The 19231-nt window shown below is 54.2% G+C and carries 24 protein-coding genes; 16 read left to right on the plus strand and 8 right to left on the minus strand.

Translation table 11 applies throughout. The annotated features are described in order from the left end of the window. The first annotated feature begins 50 nt into the window (after positions 1–50). The 3 genes from RT52_RS13260 to RT52_RS13270 all read left to right on the plus strand — a co-directional run bounded on the left by RT52_RS13260 (position 51) and on the right by RT52_RS13270 (position 2721). Complete coding sequence (locus RT52_RS13260; RefSeq protein ID WP_034817910.1) at positions 51–1163, plus strand: M14 family metallopeptidase; 1113 nt, start codon at positions 51–53, stop codon at positions 1161–1163. A 78-nt stretch (positions 1164–1241) separates the two neighbouring features. After that, positions 1242–2042: an alpha/beta fold hydrolase gene (locus RT52_RS13265; RefSeq protein WP_034817911.1), complete on the plus strand. Its 801-nt coding sequence runs from the start codon at positions 1242–1244 to the stop codon at positions 2040–2042. A 250-nt stretch (positions 2043–2292) separates the two neighbouring features. Continuing rightward, complete coding sequence (locus RT52_RS13270) at positions 2293–2721, plus strand: CBS domain-containing protein (protein ID WP_021066516.1); 429 nt, start codon at positions 2293–2295, stop codon at positions 2719–2721. Between the two features lie 95 nt (positions 2722–2816). Here RT52_RS13270 and RT52_RS13275 read toward each other — a convergent pair whose 3' ends face one another. Together RT52_RS13275 and RT52_RS13280 are read right to left on the minus strand one after the other, a co-directional pair. After that, positions 2817–3239, minus strand: coding sequence for a hypothetical protein (locus tag RT52_RS13275; RefSeq protein WP_034817912.1), 423 nt, complete (start codon positions 3237–3239; stop codon positions 2817–2819). A 394-nt stretch (positions 3240–3633) separates the two neighbouring features. Beyond that, positions 3634–4836 (minus strand): MFS transporter, encoded by a 1203-nt coding sequence (locus RT52_RS13280; protein ID WP_034817913.1) that lies wholly within the window; start codon positions 4834–4836, stop codon positions 3634–3636. 256 nt (positions 4837–5092) lie between these two features. On the opposite strand from RT52_RS13280, the gene RT52_RS13285 reads away from it, so the two are divergent. From RT52_RS13285 to RT52_RS13295, 3 genes are all read left to right on the plus strand, one after another. Continuing rightward, entirely contained in the window at positions 5093–5422 is a 330-nt protein-coding gene (locus tag RT52_RS13285; RefSeq protein ID WP_200881502.1) for a winged helix-turn-helix transcriptional regulator, read from the plus strand. 80 nt (positions 5423–5502) lie between these two features. After that, positions 5503–6006 (plus strand): cupin domain-containing protein, encoded by a 504-nt coding sequence (locus tag RT52_RS13290; protein WP_034817914.1) that lies wholly within the window; start codon positions 5503–5505, stop codon positions 6004–6006. Beyond that, on the plus strand, positions 6003–6893 hold the full coding sequence (locus tag RT52_RS13295; protein WP_034808272.1) for an aldo/keto reductase: 891 nt from the start codon (positions 6003–6005) through the stop codon (positions 6891–6893). The genes RT52_RS13290 and RT52_RS13295 overlap by 4 nt, the downstream gene beginning before the upstream one ends. Positions 6894–6916: 23 nt before the next feature. Here the strand turns inward: RT52_RS13295 and RT52_RS13300 are convergent, their stop codons facing one another. Then, complete coding sequence (locus RT52_RS13300) at positions 6917–7348, minus strand: Lrp/AsnC family transcriptional regulator (RefSeq protein ID WP_034817915.1); 432 nt, start codon at positions 7346–7348, stop codon at positions 6917–6919. 115 nt (positions 7349–7463) lie between these two features. On the opposite strand from RT52_RS13300, the gene RT52_RS13305 reads away from it, so the two are divergent. Continuing rightward, on the plus strand, positions 7464–7892 hold the full coding sequence (locus RT52_RS13305) for a carboxymuconolactone decarboxylase family protein (RefSeq protein WP_034817916.1): 429 nt from the start codon (positions 7464–7466) through the stop codon (positions 7890–7892). 11 nt (positions 7893–7903) lie between these two features. On the opposite strand, the gene RT52_RS13310 is transcribed toward RT52_RS13305, so the two are convergent. Beyond that, positions 7904–9598: a M3 family oligoendopeptidase gene (locus tag RT52_RS13310; RefSeq protein WP_034817917.1), complete on the minus strand. Its 1695-nt coding sequence runs from the start codon at positions 9596–9598 to the stop codon at positions 7904–7906. A gap of 206 nt (positions 9599–9804) precedes the next feature. Between RT52_RS13310 and RT52_RS13315 the strand changes: the two genes are divergently transcribed. From RT52_RS13315 to RT52_RS13325, 3 genes are all read left to right on the plus strand, one after another. Further along, a complete protein-coding gene (locus tag RT52_RS13315) occupies positions 9805–10305 on the plus strand; it encodes a PTS sugar transporter subunit IIA (protein WP_024370518.1) in 501 nt (166 codons plus the stop codon). A gap of 85 nt (positions 10306–10390) precedes the next feature. Continuing rightward, positions 10391–10990: a helix-turn-helix domain-containing protein gene (locus RT52_RS13320; RefSeq protein ID WP_034817918.1), complete on the plus strand. Its 600-nt coding sequence runs from the start codon at positions 10391–10393 to the stop codon at positions 10988–10990. Positions 10991–11043: 53 nt separating this feature from the next. Continuing rightward, positions 11044–11247 carry a hypothetical protein gene (locus RT52_RS13325; RefSeq protein ID WP_034817919.1) on the plus strand — a complete coding sequence of 68 codons (204 nt, stop codon included), beginning with the start codon at positions 11044–11046 and terminating at the stop codon, positions 11245–11247. 46 nt (positions 11248–11293) lie between these two features. Here RT52_RS13325 and RT52_RS13330 read toward each other — a convergent pair whose 3' ends face one another. The 3 genes from RT52_RS13330 to RT52_RS13340 form a co-directional block, all read right to left on the minus strand. Then, positions 11294–11719, minus strand: a complete 426-nt coding sequence (locus RT52_RS13330; RefSeq protein WP_034817920.1) for a hypothetical protein — start codon at positions 11717–11719, stop codon at positions 11294–11296. A 63-nt stretch (positions 11720–11782) separates the two neighbouring features. Beyond that, positions 11783–12976, minus strand: a complete 1194-nt coding sequence (locus RT52_RS13335; RefSeq protein WP_034817921.1) for an ABC transporter permease — start codon at positions 12974–12976, stop codon at positions 11783–11785. Then, entirely contained in the window at positions 12966–13856 is an 891-nt protein-coding gene (locus tag RT52_RS13340) for an ABC transporter ATP-binding protein (protein WP_034808260.1), read from the minus strand. Before RT52_RS13340 ends, RT52_RS13335 begins: the two co-directional genes overlap by 11 nt. A gap of 117 nt (positions 13857–13973) precedes the next feature. On the opposite strand from RT52_RS13340, the gene RT52_RS13345 reads away from it, so the two are divergent. Both RT52_RS13345 and RT52_RS13350 read left to right on the plus strand, forming a co-directional pair. Further along, the gene (locus RT52_RS13345; protein WP_034817922.1) at positions 13974–14918 is read left to right on the plus strand and encodes a VOC family protein; all 945 of its coding nucleotides are present in this window, start codon (positions 13974–13976) and stop codon (positions 14916–14918) included. Continuing rightward, entirely contained in the window at positions 14915–15514 is a 600-nt protein-coding gene (locus RT52_RS13350; protein WP_034817923.1) for an alpha/beta hydrolase, read from the plus strand. Before RT52_RS13345 ends, RT52_RS13350 begins: the two co-directional genes overlap by 4 nt. 2 nt (positions 15515–15516) lie before the next feature. Here the strand turns inward: RT52_RS13350 and RT52_RS13355 are convergent, their stop codons facing one another. After that, positions 15517–16011: a hypothetical protein gene (locus RT52_RS13355; protein ID WP_034817924.1), complete on the minus strand. Its 495-nt coding sequence runs from the start codon at positions 16009–16011 to the stop codon at positions 15517–15519. A 255-nt stretch (positions 16012–16266) separates the two neighbouring features. Here RT52_RS13355 and RT52_RS13360 point away from each other — a divergent pair, with 255 nt between their 5' ends. From RT52_RS13360 to RT52_RS13375, 4 genes are all read left to right on the plus strand, one after another. Further along, on the plus strand, positions 16267–17322 hold the full coding sequence (locus RT52_RS13360; RefSeq protein WP_034808252.1) for an acyltransferase family protein: 1056 nt from the start codon (positions 16267–16269) through the stop codon (positions 17320–17322). A 74-nt stretch (positions 17323–17396) separates the two neighbouring features. Further along, on the plus strand, positions 17397–17732 hold the full coding sequence (locus tag RT52_RS13365) for an Asp23/Gls24 family envelope stress response protein (protein WP_034817925.1): 336 nt from the start codon (positions 17397–17399) through the stop codon (positions 17730–17732). Between the two features lie 199 nt (positions 17733–17931). Then, positions 17932–18597 carry a beta-phosphoglucomutase gene (gene pgmB / locus RT52_RS13370; protein ID WP_034817926.1) on the plus strand — a complete coding sequence of 222 codons (666 nt, stop codon included), beginning with the start codon at positions 17932–17934 and terminating at the stop codon, positions 18595–18597. Positions 18598–18813: 216 nt separating this feature from the next. Then, positions 18814–19227 carry a Rok-like winged helix domain-containing protein gene (locus tag RT52_RS13375; protein WP_034808248.1) on the plus strand — a complete coding sequence of 138 codons (414 nt, stop codon included), beginning with the start codon at positions 18814–18816 and terminating at the stop codon, positions 19225–19227. Positions 19228–19231 lie beyond the last annotated feature (4 nt).

A 19231-nucleotide genomic window follows, 5' to 3' on the forward strand; every position in this document is an offset into this window, starting at 1 on the left:
ATGCGACGGAATGGGAATTGGATAACAGAAGACACGAGGAGGGATGCAACATGAGTCATTATTTTTCAAGTTCCTATGAAGAGTCGCGCGAGAAGTTTCTCGGCTTGCTCGACACGGTGAAACACTATTATCCGAGCGCGCGGTCGATGTCGCACACGATTGAAGAAGGCACGATCGACGTCATCATCGGGGAACCGCCGGGCTCGCGCGAGCTGGTGCTCCTCATGACGATTGGGGAGCACGGCATCGAAGGGTATGCGGGAGCGGCCGTGACGCATCAGTTCGTCGAGACACAGCTTCAACACGTCCGGCACGAGTCGACCGGGATCTGTCTCATCCACGCCGTCAATCCGTGGGGGATGAAGCATTTTCGCCGCGTCAACGAGCATAACGTCGATTTGAACCGGAACTACGTCATTGACCGGGAGTCACTCCCGCGAAACGTCAACAAAGAGTATGAAGTGATGCGCCACCTGTTCGTCCCGGACGGTGTGATTGACGACTATCACGAGGCACGGGAACACATCTACTCGTTCCTCGGCTCCGGTATCAAGCTCGACGGGTTCGAGGCGATGAAGGAAGCGAAAGGCATGGGTCAGTATCAGTTCCCGAAAGGTGTCTATTACGGCGGCGAGGCCGATGAACCGTCGGCCATCTTTATAAAAGAAGTGCAACACGACCTGCTCGAGCGCTACGACCGCGTCGTCCATATGGACTGGCACACCGCACTCGGCCCGACGAACGAAGTGACGATGGTCGTCAGTGAACGGGACGGCCGTGACGTCGACACGTTGAAACAGACATACGGGCTAGCGAACGTTCAAACGTATGACCCGCAGGACGTGCTCGGGGATTCGACGAACCACTTCTATTACGTCCGCGATACCCATTATCCGGACAAACGGCTCGTCTCGGCGTTGTTCGAGTTCGGTACGTTCGGGACGTCGACGAAAGCGACGATTCGCGAATTTTTGACGATCATTCTGGAGAATCGCCTCTATTTCGAAGGGACAAAAGACCCGACGGCGCGTAACGAGATTCGTAAAGAATTTATGGCCATGTTTTATCCGGAAGATGCGGCGTGGCGCGAGGCCGTGCTCGCGGAAGGGGCGAAAGCGGTCGAGCACGTCTTGCGGGCCGAAGAGCTGTGGCGCGCGCGTTGACAGGTTTTCACTTCAACAAAACGGGAAAAGTCGCTTGTGGGCAACAACGGCTCAACACGAATCATCGGAGGTCATACAATGGGGAACTATATTACGGCACATGACGGGACAAATATTTACGTCGACGACATCGGCACCGGGGAAGCGGTCGTCTTCTTGCACGGCTGGCCGGCGAACAACAACATGTTCGAGTATCAGAAGAACGCGCTACTCGAGGCGGGTTACCGCTACGTCGGGATTGACTATCGCGGCTACGGCAAATCGGATGCCCCGGCAACGGGCTACGATTACGCGACGATGGCATCTGACGTGCACATGGTCGTCAACGGGCTCGGGGTCAAGGACTTCACGCTCGTCGGCTTCTCGATGGGTGGCGCGATCGCCATCCGCTACGCGGTCGACTACCCGGACGACGGCTTGAAGAAATTAGTGCTCGCCGGAGCCGCCGCGCCGGTGTTCACACAGCGTCCGGACTATCCGTACGGGATGACGAAAGAAGAAGTCGACGCCTTGATTCAAGACACGTTGCAGGATCGTCCGAAGATGCTCGAAGGGTTCGGAGAGATTTTCTTTGCGAAAGAACACTCGAAACCGATGCAAAACTGGTTCCATCATCTCTCGCTCGTCGCATCAAGCCAAGGGACGATCGCTTCGGCGAAGGCGTTGCGCGATGAGGACTTACGCGACGATTTGCAACATGTCGCGGTCGAGACGCTCATTATTCACGGTGTCCATGACAAGATTTGCCCGTTCGAGTTTGCCGAGGAGATGGAAAAAGGTATCCCGAACGCACGCATCGAACGGTTCGAAGAGAGCGGGCATGGGACGGTGCTCGATGAGATGGAGAAGTTCAACGAGACGTTGTTGCGATTCATTTGATGGGACAAGGCGCCTGATTTTGGGCGCTTTTTTTTACGTAACGAGGCGGATAGCACAGTTTTGTTTCGGGTATACATAATGTGGGAGACACGTCGTCGGATTTGGTCATCCGGCAAGCGTTTTCAATCAAAATGAACAAATCGATGAAAGGATGGTGAAACAATTGTGGGGAGCGACCATTTATTGCGGTCGTCCGCACGATTCATGGTACAATGATGGGGTGGATTAACAGATTGAGGAGAGATTTGAGATGAACATCGCTTTCTTTTTATATCCGAAAGAAGACGTCAAATATTTAGACCCGGAGTCGACGGTACGCCAAGCGCTCGAGAAGATGAAACATCACCGTTTCACCTCGGTGCCGCTCGTGTCCGAGAACGGCTTTTACGCCGGAACGATGACAGAAGGGGATTTACTCTGGGCACTCGCCGAACAGCTTCGCGGGGAAGAAGACTACGAAAAAGTGCTCCGGACACGTCTGAAAGATATCAAGCAACGCGTCCGCTATAAACCGGTGGCAATCACGGCGCAAATCGAGGAGCTCGTCGATGCGATCACCGATCAAAACTTCGTGCCGGTCGTCGATGATGGCAAGTATTTCATCGGTATTATCCGGCGCCGTGACATCATCGAGTATTACTCGACGAAGTTGCAACAGCTCGAGAATAAAGTGAATTGAGAGAACGGACCAACCTGCTTGAAAAAGCGGGTTGGTTTTTAGTATGCGTGATACCGAGCAACTGTGTAAGCCTGTAGAATAAGGAAAAGCTTGATTCAACAAAGAAATACATTTGCCGCCCAATCCTGCCACTTGTCTTTCAAGGCAGAGATAAGTTCCTGGCCCCCAAAGGTAATCGAACCTTCGTGTGAAGCGTAAATCACCCAATTCATGTCTTCATTGAACCAAAAGCGTTCACCATAATGACCGTCATAGGATGGGTCTAATGAAGTTGTTTCAATCATCTGGATCGTGCGGTCTTCTTGCATTTCAAAAATACGATCGTTGTTTTGACTCAATAAGAAGTTTTGAATATCCAATACTTTACTTTCAATATCCTCGATGTAATCAGCGTTGAATGCAATAACATCGCTTCGCTTACAATCATAGAGCGGATACCAATAATGTTTTTCAATATCCCATATGGATAATAGCTTTTTTAGAAGATGATCAGCATGTTGGCTTGGTTCAAGGTCCATATAAGTTAAATCCCTCCGTCCAAATGGTAAGTTGGACAACCGAAACGATGAAGCTTGCCTTTCAGAAAGCTTGAGTCTCGCTCATCCTCATTCACTAACAATATCAAATTTCTAAATCCCACCATAGTCTGAATAGAAGTGTTCTGATCATGGACTGTTGCCGTAAATCTGTCCGACAGCTGAGTCCAAGAAGTTTGAATCTTTTAACAAGACGTCCCGAAGTCAGAGCGCCGTGAAGCCATAGTCGTCCGCTCGTTTGGTGAGCTAGACTTGACGTTCGAGTGTCGGGGTGCGCATCTTGAAATTTTCTAACGGGATGTGGAGACCGAGCGTGAGCTCGCCCTCCCGATACAGCCGATTGTAGCTGGTGTGGCTGTTGAACATTGTATCCTATTTACTTCGCTTCCAAACGACGTGAGACAGCGGTCAAGATAGCAGCGAGTATGACCATAAGACCACCAATCCATGGCGTATGGACAAGACCAATCGAGTCCGCAACAATTCCGCCGATGGTCGCACCGAGCGCGATGCCGATGTTGAAGGCGGCGATGTTGAGCGCCGACGCGACATCGACCGCGGCCGGTACATATTTTTCAGCGAGTTGTACAATATATAGCTGAAGTCCAGGTACGTTCATGAAGGCGAGCAGTCCCATCAACATGATGGCGATGAGGCCCGCGACTTTGAACGGAATCATGAACGACATGACGATCATGACGGCCGCGTGGACGATGAACATATAGAACAACGCCTTGGCCGGGTTTTCATTGGCGAATTTACCGCCCGCCCAGTTGCCGATGGCGACGGCGATTCCGTAGACGAGCAGGACGATACTAATCAAGCTCGGACTGATGTTCGTCACGTCCTGTAAAATCGGTGTCAAATACGTGAAGGCGACGAACGTGCCGCCGTAACCGAGCGCGGTGATCAAGAAGCCGAGTAGGATACGGCCGTTCGTGAGCAATTTCAACATATCCGAGAACTTCGCCGGCGGTGACTGTTTCAAGTCGTTCGGGATCAAGAAGAAGCTGGCGATGATTGAGACGACCCCGAGTGCGGCGACGGCGAAGAACGTGGCGCGCCATCCGAACGCCTGCCCGATGAACGTGCCGAGCGGGACGCCGGTGACGGTCGCGACCGTCAAGCCGGTGAACATGAGGGCGATGGCACTCGCCTTCTTTTGTGGCGGGACGAGTTGGACGGCGATGGTCGCCCCAATCGAGAAGAAGACCCCGTGAGAAAAGGCGGTGATGAACCGGGCGGCGATCAGCAGTTCAAAACTCGTTGACAGGGCGGAAACCAAGTTTCCGATAATAAAGACGACCATGAGTGTCATGAGTAGCGTCTTGCGATTCATCCGGTTCGTGAGCGCGGTTAAAATTGGTGCGCCGAGGGCGACGCCGATCGCGTAACCGGAGATGATGAGACCGGCGAGCGTGATGCCGATATTCAAGTCACTGGCGATCGAGGCGAGCAGTCCGACCGGAACGAACTCGGTCGTCCCAATGCCGAAGGCGCTGATGGCGAGGGCGAGCAAGGCCAGCCCCCCGTTTTTGGGTGCCTGTTCGTCGACAGGCTGTGTGTATGGTTCATTCATGAGTCATTCCTCCTAAAAAATGGTTGATGAGACGAGGGCCCTTCGTCTCGAGGCAGCTCGAGCATCTCAATCTCCTCTATTGTCCAGTACGGTCGAAAAAGAACCTTACTGTCTCAAGAAGCAGTTACGGATGAGATGGACTTGTATAACTGAGCTACAGTTGCTATCATAAGTCCAGCGAATTCAGTTGGGAAGTACGCACTTTCAAGTACGATAGGCACCGAAAAGTACCTACCCCGGCCCATAAGGAGGAACCATCATGCCATACAACATCCCGGTCGAGGCGACGCTCGACGTCATCGGCGGCAAATGGAAAGTCGTCATCATGTGTCATCTCATCAAAGGCGAACGCCGGACGAGCGAATTGAAAAAGCTCATGCCGAACATCACGCAAAAAATGCTCACGCAACAATTGCGCGAGCTCGAGGCAGATGGGGTCATCATCCGCACCGTCTATGAACAAGTTCCACCGAAAGTCGTTTACTCGCTTTCGGACTACGGATGGTCGCTCCAACCGATTTTGGATGCGATGTGTGCGTGGGGAGAGGGACATATCGAACAGACAGGCGAAGACGTCATCTCCTAATCAATCGGTCGCACAATAGGGTGCGGCCGTTTTTTGTTGGCTCAACTCGGGTACAGTCACAGAGACAAGGAGGGGACAACATGGAAGTGAAAGCGTATCGATTTGAAGATGACGGTTCAATCCCGAACAACCCGTATTTTCCGGTGTTGTTATATAAAGAAGCGTTCGCCGAGACCGATGCCATCCAATCGACGTTCGAGAACAACGGTTGGGGCAACAGCTGGGTGAACGGGGTGTTCGACTATCACCATTATCACAGCAACACGCATGAAGTGCTCGGCGTGAAGTCAGGACGGGCGACGGTGCAGCTCGGCGGGGCGACGGGGGATCTCGTCTCGCTCCAGGCGGGAGATGTCTTGATTTTGCCGGCAGGGACCGGTCACCGCCGATTGGAGGCGAGTGAAGACTTCGCCATCGTCGGGGCGTATCCGGACGGACGCGACTACGACACGTTGACGGGGAACCCGGAAGAACGGCCGGACAACGTGAATCGAATCGAAACGATTGCCAAACCGGAGACCGACCCCGTGTTCGGGACGGCTGGTCCGTTGCATACCGAATGGAACAAGGAGGAGACGACATGAACCGCATTCCACATTCATTGATTTTAGCGACCTTGAAGCAACAGGTCGTCACGTTACCGGACGGGCGCGAGGTACGTACGCTCGGACAAGGCACGTGGCGGATGGGTGACGACGACTCAAAACGAAAAGCTGAGATCGAGGCGCTCCAAACGGGGCTCGATTGCGGGTTGCACGTCATCGACACGGCCGAGATGTACGGGGAAGGGAAGGCCGAGTCGCTCGTCGGCGAAGCGATTCGAGACCGGCGCGACGACGTCTTCCTCGTCTCGAAAGTGTATCCACATAACGCCGGTGGCGACAAACTCGTCCAGGCGTGTGACGCCACGCTCGAGCGGCTCGGGACGGACTACCTCGACCTGTACTTGCTCCACTGGCGCGGCGACATCCCGCTCGAGGAGACGGTCGACGGGCTCGAGCGGTTGAAGGCGGACGGGAAGATTCGGGCGTGGGGCGTCTCGAACTTTGACGTCGACGATATGAAGGAGCTGCTCGCCTTGCCGAACGGGAAGCATTGCGCGGTCAACCAAGTGCTGTATCACCTCGGCAGCCGCGGCATCGAGCACGACTTGCTGCCGTTCCACGAAGAACAAGGCATCCCGGTCATGGCCTATTCACCGCTCGCTGAAGGAAGCGATGTGAAGGAGAAAATCTTTAACGACGAGACAGTGAACCGGATCGCCGAGGCGTATAGTGCGACACCAGCTCAAATTCTGCTCGCGTGGACGACGCGGAGCGGCAACGTCATCGCCATCCCGAAAGCAGGGCAGGCGGCGCACGTCGAAGAGAACGGCGCGGCGATGCTCCTCAACTTGAGCGAGGACGATTTAGATGCACTCGACGAAGCGTTCCCACCACCGAGCGGGAAAGAACCGCTCGATGTGATTTGACGAAAATGGGTGAGCCTTTGGGCTTACCCATTTTTTATGTCGACTTCAGAGAAGACGAACGTCGTCTTCGTGTGCGCGTAGGGAATCGCGTCATCGATGAACTGTTCGGCTTCAGCGAACGTGGTAAAGCGCATCTTCAGGAGGAAACAAGCATCCCCAGAGACCCGATAGCAAAACGCGATGTTCGGATACGCCTGAAGGAAACGGGTGAACGCCTCGTAGTTCCCGTTCTTCACGGTCGCCTCAATCAGACAGTGAATCGGTTGGCCAAGTAAATCGTGGTCGAGCTCGATCGTATATCCTTTGATGACACCGAACGACTCGAGCCGACGGACGCGTTCGCCGACGGACGGGGCCGACAAGTTGATGCGACGTCCGAGTTCACTCATCGACAGACGGCTGTCTTTCGTCAATTCATCCAGCAGAAGACGGTCCGTTTCATCAATTTTTAGCATCGAATGAATTCCTCCTTATCTCGTTCTGTTTGCTATGTATTGTACCGTGAACACGTTAAGGATGAAATGGGAAACTCGACACATGGCTTCTATACTTGGAGAAGGAGGTGATGAAATGAGTCGAATCGAACCAGCCCGTAACGGCGATACGCCATTCGAGCGATTGCTCGGTCATGACGAGAAGGTGATGCGACAATGGTCCGCGCTCGGAGACACGTTAGCAGGTGGAGGGAAACTGTCTACCGCATTGAAAGAACAAGTTCGACGGACGCTCGCGCAACAGAACGGGTGCGACTACTGTAAGGCGAAAGGGAAGCCTGAACCGGAAGCGTTTGATGAGCGGACGGCACTCGCCGTCGGATTCGCCGATGTGTTCATCCAACTGAAAGGCGATACACCGGCCTCGTCAATCCGTGTGCTCCAAGACGTCTTCACGGATGCCGAGATCAGTGAACTCTGTGCCTTTATCGCCTTCATGACGGCCTCGCAATACGTCGGGGCGATGCTCGGATTGGAACGAGAAAACCCACTCACGTCAATGTGAGTGGGTTCGTTTTAGTTTGCGAGCGGATGCTTCAACAAATAGTCTTCAATCTGCTCGAGCGTTTCTTTCAACACGCCGTCCTCAAACGGCGACTTGAGCCCGGCCAATTCGACGAGCTCGAGGAACGAGCGGCTGCCGCCGGCCTGGCAGAGCGTGAGGTAATCGTTCCACGCCGCCTCGCGGTCCTCATGCATGCGTACCCAGAACTGGAACGCACACACTTGTGCGAGCGTGTAGTCGATATAGTAGAACGGGCTTTGGAAGATGTGGCCTTGTTGGTGCCACCATGTCCCTGACTCGAGATACGCGTTCTCCTCATAGTCACGGTGCGGGAGGTACACCTTCTCGAGGTCACGCCATGCTTGGCGACGCTCCGCCGCCGTCATGTCCGGATTCCGGTAGATGACGTGTTGGAACTCGTCGACGAGGACACCGTATGGGAGGAACGTGACGCTACCGGCGAGGTGATTGAACTTATACTTGTCGACTTGGTCGCCGAAGAACAGCTCCATCCATGGCCAACAGAAGAACTCCATCGACATCGAATGGATCTCACACGCCTCGTACGTCGGGAACGCGTATTCCGGCGTCTTCAAATGACGGCTCTCGTACACTTGGAAGGCGTGGCCGACCTCGTGCGTCAAGACGTCGATGTCCCCGGCCGTGCCGTTGAAGTTCGAGAAGATGAACGGGAGTCCTTCAGACGGTAAATATGTGCAGTAGCCGCCGCCTGACTTGCCCGGTTTTGCCGTCAAATCGAGGGCACCGCGCTCTTGCATGTACTGGAAGAACGCATCTGTCTCATTCGACAGCTCCTTATACATCGTGTTGCCGCCTTCGATGATGAACGCTTCGTCGCCTTGCGGCGTGGCGTTGCCGTCCGGGAAAACGAACGACTCGTCGTAGTACGTGAGCGTGTCGACACCGATCCGTTTCGCTTGTTTCTCTTTTAAACTCGAGGCGAGCGGGACGATGACGTCACGGACTTGTTTCCGGAAGTTTGCGACGTTCGACTCGTCGTAGCCGACGCGTTGCATCCGGGCATAGCCGAGCTCGACGAACGACGGGAAGCCGAGGGTGTGGGCGATGTCGGTACGGACCCGGACGAGTTCGCCGTAGATGCGGTCGAGCTCTTCTCCGTTATCGCTTAAATATGTATAGCGTGCCTCTGATGCCGCTTTTCGTACCGAACGATCAGGGGACTGGAGGTATGGACCGAACTGGGACAAGTTGAGCGTCTTGCCGTCGAACTCGATTTGAGCGGCCGACATGACTTTCTGATAGCTCGTCGAAAGTCGGTTCTCTTCCTGCAGTTTCGGGATGAGCGACTCATCGAACGTTTTGAGCGCGCGTTCGGCGAGCTCGAACAGTTGGCTGCCCCATTCTTCTTCAAGTTGGCTACGCAGCTCGTGCTCGGTCAAGACGCGGTAATACGCCTGCACTTCTTTCTCGTACACCGGCAACGCATCGTCAAAGAACGTCTGCTCGGCCTCGTAAAATGCGTCGCGCGTGTCGACTGAGTGGCGAATCGCGACGAGTTGACTTTGCGTCTCAAAATCGTTCCGCTCCTTGTTGATTTGGCGAATGAGTTCGTTCGCTTCTTCGAGTGTGCTCGCTTGTTGCAATTCGACTGAATAGTCCGACAATCGGCTGTTTAGAGCGTCCAAGTCGGGCCGTGCATATGACAATTTTGTGAAAGTCGTCATTGTAAGCGCCTCCATGATGTGAAATTTTTATAAAGTGTAAAAAGGGCTTGCAAAAGCGATTGCACACTCGTATCCTTACGATGTGTAAACGAATTCGCACTACCTTAAGACTACTATACCGTTTCTAAGGTAGGGATTGAAGTGCGAGCTTTTCGGGTATAAAAGCTAAGACTTTGATTAACAGAACATGTTGGAGGGATTAAGCTATGGGATTCTTTAAAAAACTTTTTGGTGGTAAAGAAGAACAACTTAACGCGGTTTCACCGCTTACAGGAAAGGTCATCGACATCACGAACGTTCCTGACCAAGTGTTCTCACAAAAAATGATGGGCGACGGCATCGCAGTCGAGCCGACAGACGGCAAAGTCGTCTCACCAGTCAACGGGACAATCGCGACAGTGTTCCCAACGAAACACGCGATCGGTATCAACGCGGATAACGGTGCGGAGTACTTGATCCACATCGGCCTCGACACGGTCAACCTTAAAGGAGAAGGCTTCGAGACGCACGTGACAGAAGGCCAAGCGGTCAAAGCGGGCGACACGCTCGTCACGTTCGACCTTGATTTCATCAAAGCGAACGCGCCATCGACGATCACACCGGTGATCATCACGAACCACGACAGCTTCGCAGTGAACAAGCTCGTCGCAGAAGGCGACAACGTGACGGCCGGCTCGTCTGAAGTCGTCGAATTGACGAAGAAATAAGATGATTTTCTTGCTCGGAGGCAGTCGCTTCCGAGTATTTTTTTGTCGTTTCGGGAACTATAATGAGAGAGAGGGGGAGAGACATGTGGATGGAAAGAACGCACCGTACCGGGGTTACGGGGATCGGATTCGGATTTTACGTGAGCGGGCCGGCATCTCGATTGAGGCGCTCGCCGACAAGCTCGGGGTCGCGCCGTACTTTATTCGCCGGACCGAACTGAGCGAAGTGTACCCGACGATGCCTTACATAGAGGCGCTCGCCGAGGCGCTCCAGATTGACGCGAACTACTTGGCCCGCCACATTTGGACGGGAGAGTCGCTGAAAGTGCTCATGAAAGGGAAAGTCCCTGAAATCGAACAGATGCGACTCGCCTATGACGAGGCGATGCACGGCAAGTCGACCGAGGACATGCAGCTCGAGCTCGAGGCGAGGATGCGCATCTTTGATTTGATGCACGAGGAGGAGTTGCGTCGCATCTTCGCCGAAGACGAAGAACCGACGAACCATCACGCGCTCGAGGCACTCGTCGACGCCGTGCTCGACCTCGGTCGGGCCCAGGACACGTCGCACCGGCTCGTCCCGTTCGCCCGTTACGTCGACCGGCTCGTCCCGGAGCAGTTCACCGAGAACTCGTTCCAGTACACGGAGTTCGGGGTCGTCACCAAATCGTATCGATTGCAATGAAAACACGGACTACAAGTTCGTGTTTTTTTATTTAGGAAGGAGGTGTAAATTTCATGAAACAGAATAGTACGGATAATGGTGAAGGACGAGCAATTGAATCGTATCGAGCGGCCGAACGCGAATTTAGAGAATTAATGTTTTACGGTCAAAAGCTAAGTAAACGAGAGAAGACAATGCTGTCATTGAAACTTGACGAGTTACTTGATGCATCGATGATTTATCATCAGCAGATTGGACGAGAGCAAAGTAAAAAATAAATAGAAGAGGAGTCAAGACCACACGTCTTGACTCCTCTTCTTCATTTTAGCGCGACATGCGCGCTTCATAACGGACTTTCGGTTTTGTCCCGGCGAGTAAGAAGCCGAGCACGATGTTCAGAATCGTGAGCACCCATCCGACGTAACCGAACGTGTAGGCGAGGCTCGCGACCATCGTCTGCCAGTCGAGTAAGGAAGCGGCGTCACCTCGTACGGTGAAGCGGATGATCGTGAACCCGACGAGCGTCGTCGCCGTGATCAAAATCCCGATCCAGGCCCCACCGAACCGCGACGTCTGGGCACGCCGGCTGACCGGGTACCAGAACGCAAGCGTTCCGAGGAACGTACTTCCCGCATATGCGAGCAAGATTTGCCACAACGCATCGGCTTCCAAGAAGACGGTGTAACAGATAAACGTCGTGAGCGTCGTCATGAATGTAAAAATCAAAGCTGCGAGTAATCGTGATCGCATAGTTCGTTTCCTCCTCATTTTGCACATTCTTTAGAGTATACGAAAACGAAAATGCTGTAAACGTTATTGGCGATTCTGTAATATTTGTCTCCATTGTTTCAATGCGTTGTTTCCATAGAACAAGACGCCACCGCGATAGAATTTTGAGCCAATCCAAAGGATGACGCCAATCGAGCCGAGCATGATTCCAATCGACAGGGCGACTTCCCATACCGGCACGTCGACGAGCATGACCCGGAGGAACATGAGCATCGGTGTGAAGAACGGGACGAACGACAGAATCGCGACGATCGGCGCGTCCGGATTATTCAAGCCGAACATGGCGGCGAGGAAACCAGCGACGAGGAGCATGATGACTGGCATCGTCATCTGTTGTGCCTCTTCGACACGGCTGACGAGCGAACCGAGAACGGCGAAGAGGGCCGCATACAGCAAATAACCGAGCGCGAAGAACGTTAAGAGATAGAGAACGGCGCGGGCGTTGCCGGCGTTGTCGATGACGGACTGGGCCATCTCGTTGCTCCGGGCACTGAAGTATCCGAAGCCGAGGAAGATACCGATTTGCAGAAGCGCGAGCGTCCCGATGGCCGAGATTTTCGCGAGCATGTGCGTCACCGGGTGCGTCGTCGAGATGATGAGCTCCATGACGCGTGACGATTTCTCCGTCGTGACCTCGGTCGAAATCATCGACCCATACGTGATGATCGAGACGTATAGGAGCATGAGCATCACGTATACGAAGGCGAACGACGAGAACAGCTCGTCGGAGTTCTCCCCGCCGCGGCCGAGATACGATTCTTCGACCGGGATCGGCTCGTTGAGGGCGGCGATAACGGCCGGGTCGACATTCGCCGAATCGATCAACTCGGCGTTCCGCACTTCACGGAGCGCCGTCTGAAGGAGCGTCGTGAACTCAGTCTCCGGACGTTCCGACAAGACGCGGGCCGAATAGCCGTCGATGAAGGCGACGACCTCGTAATCACCGTTATCGAGTCCTGCCCGTGCTTCGTCCTCGGTGACGTTTGACGCCTCGACGTCTTCGTAGCCGAGCGACTGCATGACGGTAGCAAGTTCTACGTTCTCCGTGACGAGGAGCGCCTCCCCGCTGTCCGTGTCCGCGAAGTTTGATAGGATGCGATCGATGTTCGTGAAACCGAAGATGAAGAGGATCGTCAACAGCGTCGAGATGAGAAACGCCTTGGAACGAAGTTTCGAACGTAACGTGAACGAGTAGAGCGGTCCGAAGTTATGAAACATGTTGGCCGACCTCCTTGATGAAGATGTCGTTCAGAGAAACAGGCTGGCGCATGAACGTCTTGACGGAAGCCCCCGCTTGGACGAGGGCGCCGAGCACGGCGTCACTGTCATCGAACGAGGCGAGGCGGACAAGGTGACCCGTTTTATGCGGTTCGACCGCGCGGACGACCGGGAGCGCCGTGACGACGTCGATTCGGTCCGTCTCAAGGAAGAGATCTGGCTCTTCGTATCGGGACTTGATGGACGTCACGTCGCCGCTGACGACGGCGCGCCCACCCTTCAAGATGCCGATATGTTGGCACAGCTCCTCGACGTGCTCCATCCGGTGGCTCGAGAAGACGATTGTCGTCCCGGCGTCACGAAGGGCGAGCACTTCCCGCTTCAGAATTTCGACGTTCACGGGATCGAGCCCACTGAACGGCTCGTCTAAGATGAGGAGCTCCGGGTTGTGAATCAGCGCGGCGACGAGCTGGACTTTCTGCTGGTTTCCTTTTGACAGCTGCTCGACGCGCATCGTTTCATATTGAGGAATCTCGAGTCGTTCGAGCCACGACTTGACGGCTCGTTTCGCCTCGGCCGAGCGAATGCCTTTTAGACTTGCGAGAAAGACGAGCTGGTCGCGCACGGGCGACTTCGGATAGAGCCCGCGTTCTTCCGGCAAGTAGCCGACGAGGCGATGGTCGACGACACGCCCGTCCCACGAGATGTTGCCGTCGCTCGGTTTCAAGATGTCGAGGATCATTCGGAACGTCGTCGTCTTGCCGGCGCCGTTTGCTCCGAGTAACCCATACATCTCGCCTTTCGGTACGGTGAAGCTCAAGTCGTCGACGGCCGTGAAGTCGCCGAACTGCTTCGAGACGTGATCGATGTGTAATGTCATGTTTATACCCCCTTCAAAAAAGTGTCTACGCTTAGCGTACGCCTTCGTGAGCAAAAAGTTTCACATTTCTTCAAAAATGATTTATCTTGAAATCAAGATAAAAAAGGAGGACATGACATGACACTGCAATCAGTGGGCATCCATCACATCTCGGCGATGGTGAAAGAGCCGCAACGGACCATCGACTTTTACGGTGACGTCCTCGGACTCCGTTTCGTCAAACAGACGGTCAACTTCGACGACCCGGGCACGTATCATCTCTATTTCGGGGACGAGGAAGGCGCGCCGGGGACGGCCATCACGTTCTTCCCAATCCCAGGCTTGAATCAAGGCAGCGTCGGCAGTGGGCAGGTCGGCGTCACGGCGTACCTCGTGCCGGAAGGGAGCCTCTCGTTTTGGGAAGATCGCTTGAACGCGCATGGCATCCAGACGGTCGCGACCGAACGGTTCGGGGAGCCATCGCTCTTGTTCGAGGACCCGGACGGCCTCGTCGTCGAGCTCGTCGCCCGAAAGAGTTCGAAACACACGAAATGGGTCGTCCCCGGCATCACGCAAGCAGAGGCGATCACCGGGTTTGCCGGGGCGACGCTCTTGTCGAAACAGCCAGAAGCGACCGTCACACTCTTGACCGACCTGTTTGGTTTTAAAAAGCTAGGGGAAGATTCGGAATGGGTCCGACTCGTCGGTACGGCCGACTACGGCAACGTCATCGACGTGAAAAAGACCGTCCTCCCGAACGGGGTGCCGGGAACGGGGACGGTCCATCACATCGCCTGGCGCGTCACGGACGGAAGCGACTATGACAAATGGCAAGACGCCATCTTCGAGCGCGGGCTCCGCCCGACCGAGGTGAAGGAGCGGCACTATTTCCGCTCGGTCTACTTTCACGATGACGGGCGCATCTTGCACGAGCTCGCGACCGACGCGCCGGGCTTCCTCGTCGACGAGACGATGGAGTCGCTCGGTACATCGTTGAAACTGCCGGACTGGTTCGAGTCGAAGCGCGACGCCATCACGAAGACGTTACCCCCAATCACGATTCCAAAAGGAGAGATACTATGATTCATCAATTCATTAAAGGCACGACCGAGACGACATTCGTCCTCTTACACGGTACAGGCGGGACGGAGCAGGATTTGATTCCGCTCGCGAAAGAATTGAACGCGGACGCCAACATTTTGACGCTCCGGGGCGACGTCCTCGAGAACGGGATGTCACGCTTCTTCCGCCGCCACGCGGAAGGTGTGCTCGACTTGGAAGATTTGAAGAAGCAGACGGAACGCTTCCTCGCCTTCCTCTACGAGGCGGCCACGGAGTATGGGATTGACCGCGACAAGATGATCCCGCTCGGCTATTCGAACGGGGCGAACTTGATTGGCTCGGCGCTCTATCGTCAGAACGCGTTCCACGCGTCGCTGTTGTTCCATCCGATGGTGCCGGACCGTTCGCTCACGCTCCCGAGCCTTTCCGGCGCGAACGTATTCATCTCGGCGGGGGAACGGGATCCGATTTGCCCGAAAACAGAAACAGAAGAGCTCACATCGACGCTCCGGACAGCCGGGGCGGACGTTGAACTCTTCTATCACGGAGGCGGGCATGAACTGCGGATGGAGGAAGTCGAGGCGGCCCGGACATGGGTCGCGTCATTCATCGGCTGACCTTACGCCATCTTCTTCGGCTTCGATGTCGATGGCCGCGAGTAGACGACGAGGACACCCCGGTCAATCAAATAGGCGGCGAACAGACGTTTCGCCTCTTCAGAACGGACAGTTCGGTCGATGTGGACATACAATCGGCCGAGCTTTTTTTGTGACGTGCGGGTGAGGAGCCAAATCGAGTCGAGCGTATATTCCCAGTTCTTCAGCGTATCGGGCCCGATGTAGAGGTAACGGTTCGCGGTGCGTTCGAGCAAGTAGTTGAGCCACCAGACGTCCCGGGCGAGCTTCATGACGACACCGGTCAAGAACGTGATGCCGATGAAAAAGAGTGTAGACAGAAACGGATGCATGTCGGTGAACCGGTCGCGCAACGGTTCGAAGGCGACGAGGAACAGTCCGACGGAAAAGGCGCCGATGAACCACCAGAATCCGAAGTTAGAGAATGATCGTTTCGGGTCGTGGACCATGTGGTGGCGGTTACGGATGACGGAAGACATTCTCTACACCTCCTTTTTAGAATATTCAGACTATTTAGTAAAACTACTATACTATACATTACCCAAACTCGTCTATTTGAATACGCGGCAAACGTGCTTACACGTGAGCATTTTTTGAAGAAATCGCTTGCAACGGATAAAACGTGGGAATGATGACAGTGACGTCATCGTTTTTTTGTGAAATCGTAATTTCCGTACGCAGAAAAATCGGCTATGATGAGTGAGGAAAAATTAGATAGAACTTGAGGAATGTTTATGCGAAACCATTGGTACGACAATATTAAAGGCGTGCTCGTCTTGCTCGTCGTCTTCGGTCACTTGCTGACCGATGTGCGCGGCGCCTATGACGACCTGTTGCCGAATTGGATTTATTTGTTCTTATACACGTTTCATATGCCGTTGTTCATCATGCTGAGCGGTTACTTTTTCCGGGAGAACCGTTATTTGCGCGTCATCCAGCTGTTCGTCGTCTACGTCATCTGGCAAGTCATTCTCGGGTCGTGGTTCGCCTTCACCGAGGGTATCCCGCTTTTGTCGATTGACAATCCGGGTCTGAACGTCTTGAAGCCGTATTGGGCGCTCTGGTACTTGATGGCGATCATCATCTGGTACGTCATCACCCCGTACGTCACCCAGTTGAAAGGCTACGTCCTCTATGCGCTCTTGTTCGCGCTCCTTTTCGGCTTCCAAGCTGAGTCGACCGGCTTTTTCGCCTTGCGTAAGGTCATCATGTTTTATCCGTTCTTCTTAATCGGCAACTGGATGAGCGAGCGCAATACGTTGAACTTCTTCGAACTGCCGAAGCGGGCCGAGCAGCGCAACCGTTACCGACTCGGCGGAGCAGCCGTCTTCACGACACTCACGCTCGGGTTGCTCGCCTCGATGAGCTTCCAGCGCACGGACGCGTTCTATCATGTCGGCAACTTGTTCAAGTTCCGCTTCGCCTACGAGACGGCTGTGCCGGAGGCGATTTGGAGCGGGCCGTTCGCGTTCCTCATCGTCTACACGGTGTCGCTCCTCATGGCGATCAGCTTCGCGCTCATCGTGCCGGGACGTGAGCTGCCGCTCTTCACCCGGGCCGGGAAGTATAGCCTGTACGTCTATTTGGTGCACGTCTTCTTGGTCGTCGCCTGGAAGGCGTTCATCCCGGCCGCGTTCATGCCGACGTCGTGGCAACAGCTCCTCGTCTTGTTCGGGGTGTCACTCCTCATCGTCGCGGTCATCATCAGCCCGCCGGTCGTGCGCTTGTTGCGCCCGCTCGTCGAGATTGACGTCCGCCGCGCGCAGGACGAACGGGCGACAAAGGCGTAAACCCTTTTCTAAACGAGCGTTTTCCGCTACACTTTAAAGTAGGGTAACGAAACTAGAGCTAAGGAAGTGACACCATGCCATACGGAAATGGAATGAACAGTACTGAAGGAGCCGTCAACGTCTCACGCCACGTCGTGGAAATGATTGCCGCGGTCGCGGTGAAAGAGACGAAGCACGTCTCGTTCACACAGGAAGACACGAAGTTGTCGGAGCGTGCGCTCATGAAGCACGTGAAAGTCGACGAGACCGAGGAAGGCGTCGTCATCCAGCTCGCGGTCTTCGTCGCGTACGGCCAGTCGATCATCAAGACGGTCACGGCCGTCCAAGAACGCATCACGCAAGACATGGACACGATGCTCGCGATGACGCCGCTCGCGGTCAACGTGAAAGTCGTCGGCATCCAATTATAAGGATCGGGAGAGGGGCGATGTGCTCCTCTTTTTATTTTTTTCTGCGAAAGCGGTTGCATAGATGAACCGATATCCGATATAATAGAAATCGAACAAGTGCAACCGTTTGCATCGATGACCAACGAGCAGCGGGTACTTGTCAAGTTCCCTAAATGTAGTCTGACGACAAAAACATTTGAAGGAAAGGCGGAAAGCATGTATGTCAACGATTGAAGCAGTCATTTTCGATTTGGACGGTGTCATCACCGACACCGCGGAGTACCATTACCTCGCTTGGAAACAACTCGGAGAAGAGCTCGGCATTCCCTTTGACCGTGAGTTCAATGAGACGCTAAAAGGCGTGAGTCGCACCGACTCGCTCGAACGCATCCTCGCGCTCGGCGGACGGCAGGCTGACTTCACACCGGCTGAAAAAGCGGAACTCGCGGACAAGAAGAACGAGCATTACGTTGAACTCATTCAGCACATCTCTTCTGACGATCTGCTCCCAGGCATCGTTTCATTCCTCGATGAAATCAAAGAGGCGGGACTCAAAATCGGAATGGCATCTGCTTCAAAGAACGCATTCGCGGTCGTTGACGCACTTGGTGTCCGTCATTACTTCGACCACATTGTCGATGCAGCAACTGTCGCCGATTCGAAACCACATCCCGAAGTGTTTTTGAAGGCTGCCTCTGCCCTTGGCGTGAAACCCGAACATGCCATCGGCGTTGAAGACGCAGCCGCAGGCGTGACTGCGATTAAAGCGGCAAACATGTTTGCTGTCGCCGTCGGGGACGAGTCGATGCTCGGTCATGCAGACCTCATCGTCTCTTCAACCGACGAACTCTCGCTCGGACGCATCCTCGAACGCGTCGGAGCGTAAAGACTACAATCATCTTCCGTGAGACGGCGACTGCCCCGAACAGTCGCCGTCTTTATTTAGGTATAAAGTCCCGAATAGACAGAAATGCCCAAAAACAGATGACAAGGACGTTACAAATCCGTTACACTTTTATATGGAAACAAGGAATTATTAGAAATTCTTGATTTAAAATAGGTAATCAAGGGTTTTAAATGGAATGTAGAAGGGGATTTGTGCATGGAAACCACGAACATCAACGAGCACATCTATCGGGAACTGATGGAAATCGAGGAGTCGTATCGACAATTGCAGCGCCGTGCTGAGTATTTGATCGCAGAACTGAGCCGGGACAAACGTGAAGACGAGATGATGCTCGATGCGACGAAACGGCTGCGTCCGCGCCGCGTCAACCAACGTTATCCGCTTGAGGTGTACGTCCATCAAGTGACGGACCTCTTAAAAGAACGGAAGACGATGAGCGTACGGGACATCCAAATGGAGCTCGAGCTCCGTTACCGGCACCATATCAGCAACATCTATCAGCTGATGGTGAAAATCGAGTCGGTCAATCCAGAGATTAAGAAGATTGGCCGCGGCCTGTATACATATGAAACAGCTGAGAACGTCACGACGGAACCAGCGCACGCATGACGGT

The organism is Exiguobacterium alkaliphilum 12/1 (assembly GCF_000714435.1).
Classification (GTDB): domain Bacteria; phylum Bacillota; class Bacilli; order Exiguobacteriales; family Exiguobacteriaceae; genus Exiguobacterium; species Exiguobacterium alkaliphilum.

Bases quoted from the DNA above. Each gene is read 5' to 3' on its own strand.
- RT52_RS13260 (WP_034817910.1), top strand. From the start codon at position 51: ATGAGTCATTATTTTTCAAGTTCCTATGAAGAGTCGCGCGAGAAGTTT.
- RT52_RS13265 (WP_034817911.1), top strand. From the start codon at position 1,242: ATGGGGAACTATATTACGGCACATGACGGGACAAATATTTACGTCGAC.
- RT52_RS13270 (WP_021066516.1), top strand. From the start codon at position 2,293: ATGAACATCGCTTTCTTTTTATATCCGAAAGAAGACGTCAAATATTTA.
- RT52_RS13275 (WP_034817912.1), bottom strand. From the start codon at position 3,239: ATGGACCTTGAACCAAGCCAACATGCTGATCATCTTCTAAAAAAGCTA.
- RT52_RS13280 (WP_034817913.1), bottom strand. From the start codon at position 4,836: ATGAATGAACCATACACACAGCCTGTCGACGAACAGGCACCCAAAAAC.
- RT52_RS13290 (WP_034817914.1), top strand. From the start codon at position 5,503: ATGGAAGTGAAAGCGTATCGATTTGAAGATGACGGTTCAATCCCGAAC.
- RT52_RS13295 (WP_034808272.1), top strand. From the start codon at position 6,003: ATGAACCGCATTCCACATTCATTGATTTTAGCGACCTTGAAGCAACAG.
- RT52_RS13300 (WP_034817915.1), bottom strand. From the start codon at position 7,348: ATGCTAAAAATTGATGAAACGGACCGTCTTCTGCTGGATGAATTGACG.
- RT52_RS13305 (WP_034817916.1), top strand. From the start codon at position 7,464: ATGAGTCGAATCGAACCAGCCCGTAACGGCGATACGCCATTCGAGCGA.
- RT52_RS13310 (WP_034817917.1), bottom strand. From the start codon at position 9,598: ATGACGACTTTCACAAAATTGTCATATGCACGGCCCGACTTGGACGCT.
- RT52_RS13315 (WP_024370518.1), top strand. From the start codon at position 9,805: ATGGGATTCTTTAAAAAACTTTTTGGTGGTAAAGAAGAACAACTTAAC.
- RT52_RS13325 (WP_034817919.1), top strand. From the start codon at position 11,044: ATGAAACAGAATAGTACGGATAATGGTGAAGGACGAGCAATTGAATCG.
- RT52_RS13330 (WP_034817920.1), bottom strand. From the start codon at position 11,719: ATGCGATCACGATTACTCGCAGCTTTGATTTTTACATTCATGACGACG.
- RT52_RS13335 (WP_034817921.1), bottom strand. From the start codon at position 12,976: ATGTTTCATAACTTCGGACCGCTCTACTCGTTCACGTTACGTTCGAAA.
- RT52_RS13340 (WP_034808260.1), bottom strand. From the start codon at position 13,856: ATGACATTACACATCGATCACGTCTCGAAGCAGTTCGGCGACTTCACG.
- RT52_RS13345 (WP_034817922.1), top strand. From the start codon at position 13,974: ATGACACTGCAATCAGTGGGCATCCATCACATCTCGGCGATGGTGAAA.
- RT52_RS13350 (WP_034817923.1), top strand. From the start codon at position 14,915: ATGATTCATCAATTCATTAAAGGCACGACCGAGACGACATTCGTCCTC.
- RT52_RS13355 (WP_034817924.1), bottom strand. From the start codon at position 16,011: ATGTCTTCCGTCATCCGTAACCGCCACCACATGGTCCACGACCCGAAA.
- RT52_RS13360 (WP_034808252.1), top strand. From the start codon at position 16,267: ATGCGAAACCATTGGTACGACAATATTAAAGGCGTGCTCGTCTTGCTC.
- RT52_RS13365 (WP_034817925.1), top strand. From the start codon at position 17,397: ATGCCATACGGAAATGGAATGAACAGTACTGAAGGAGCCGTCAACGTC.
- pgmB (WP_034817926.1), top strand. From the start codon at position 17,932: ATGTCAACGATTGAAGCAGTCATTTTCGATTTGGACGGTGTCATCACC.
- RT52_RS13375 (WP_034808248.1), top strand. From the start codon at position 18,814: ATGGAAACCACGAACATCAACGAGCACATCTATCGGGAACTGATGGAA.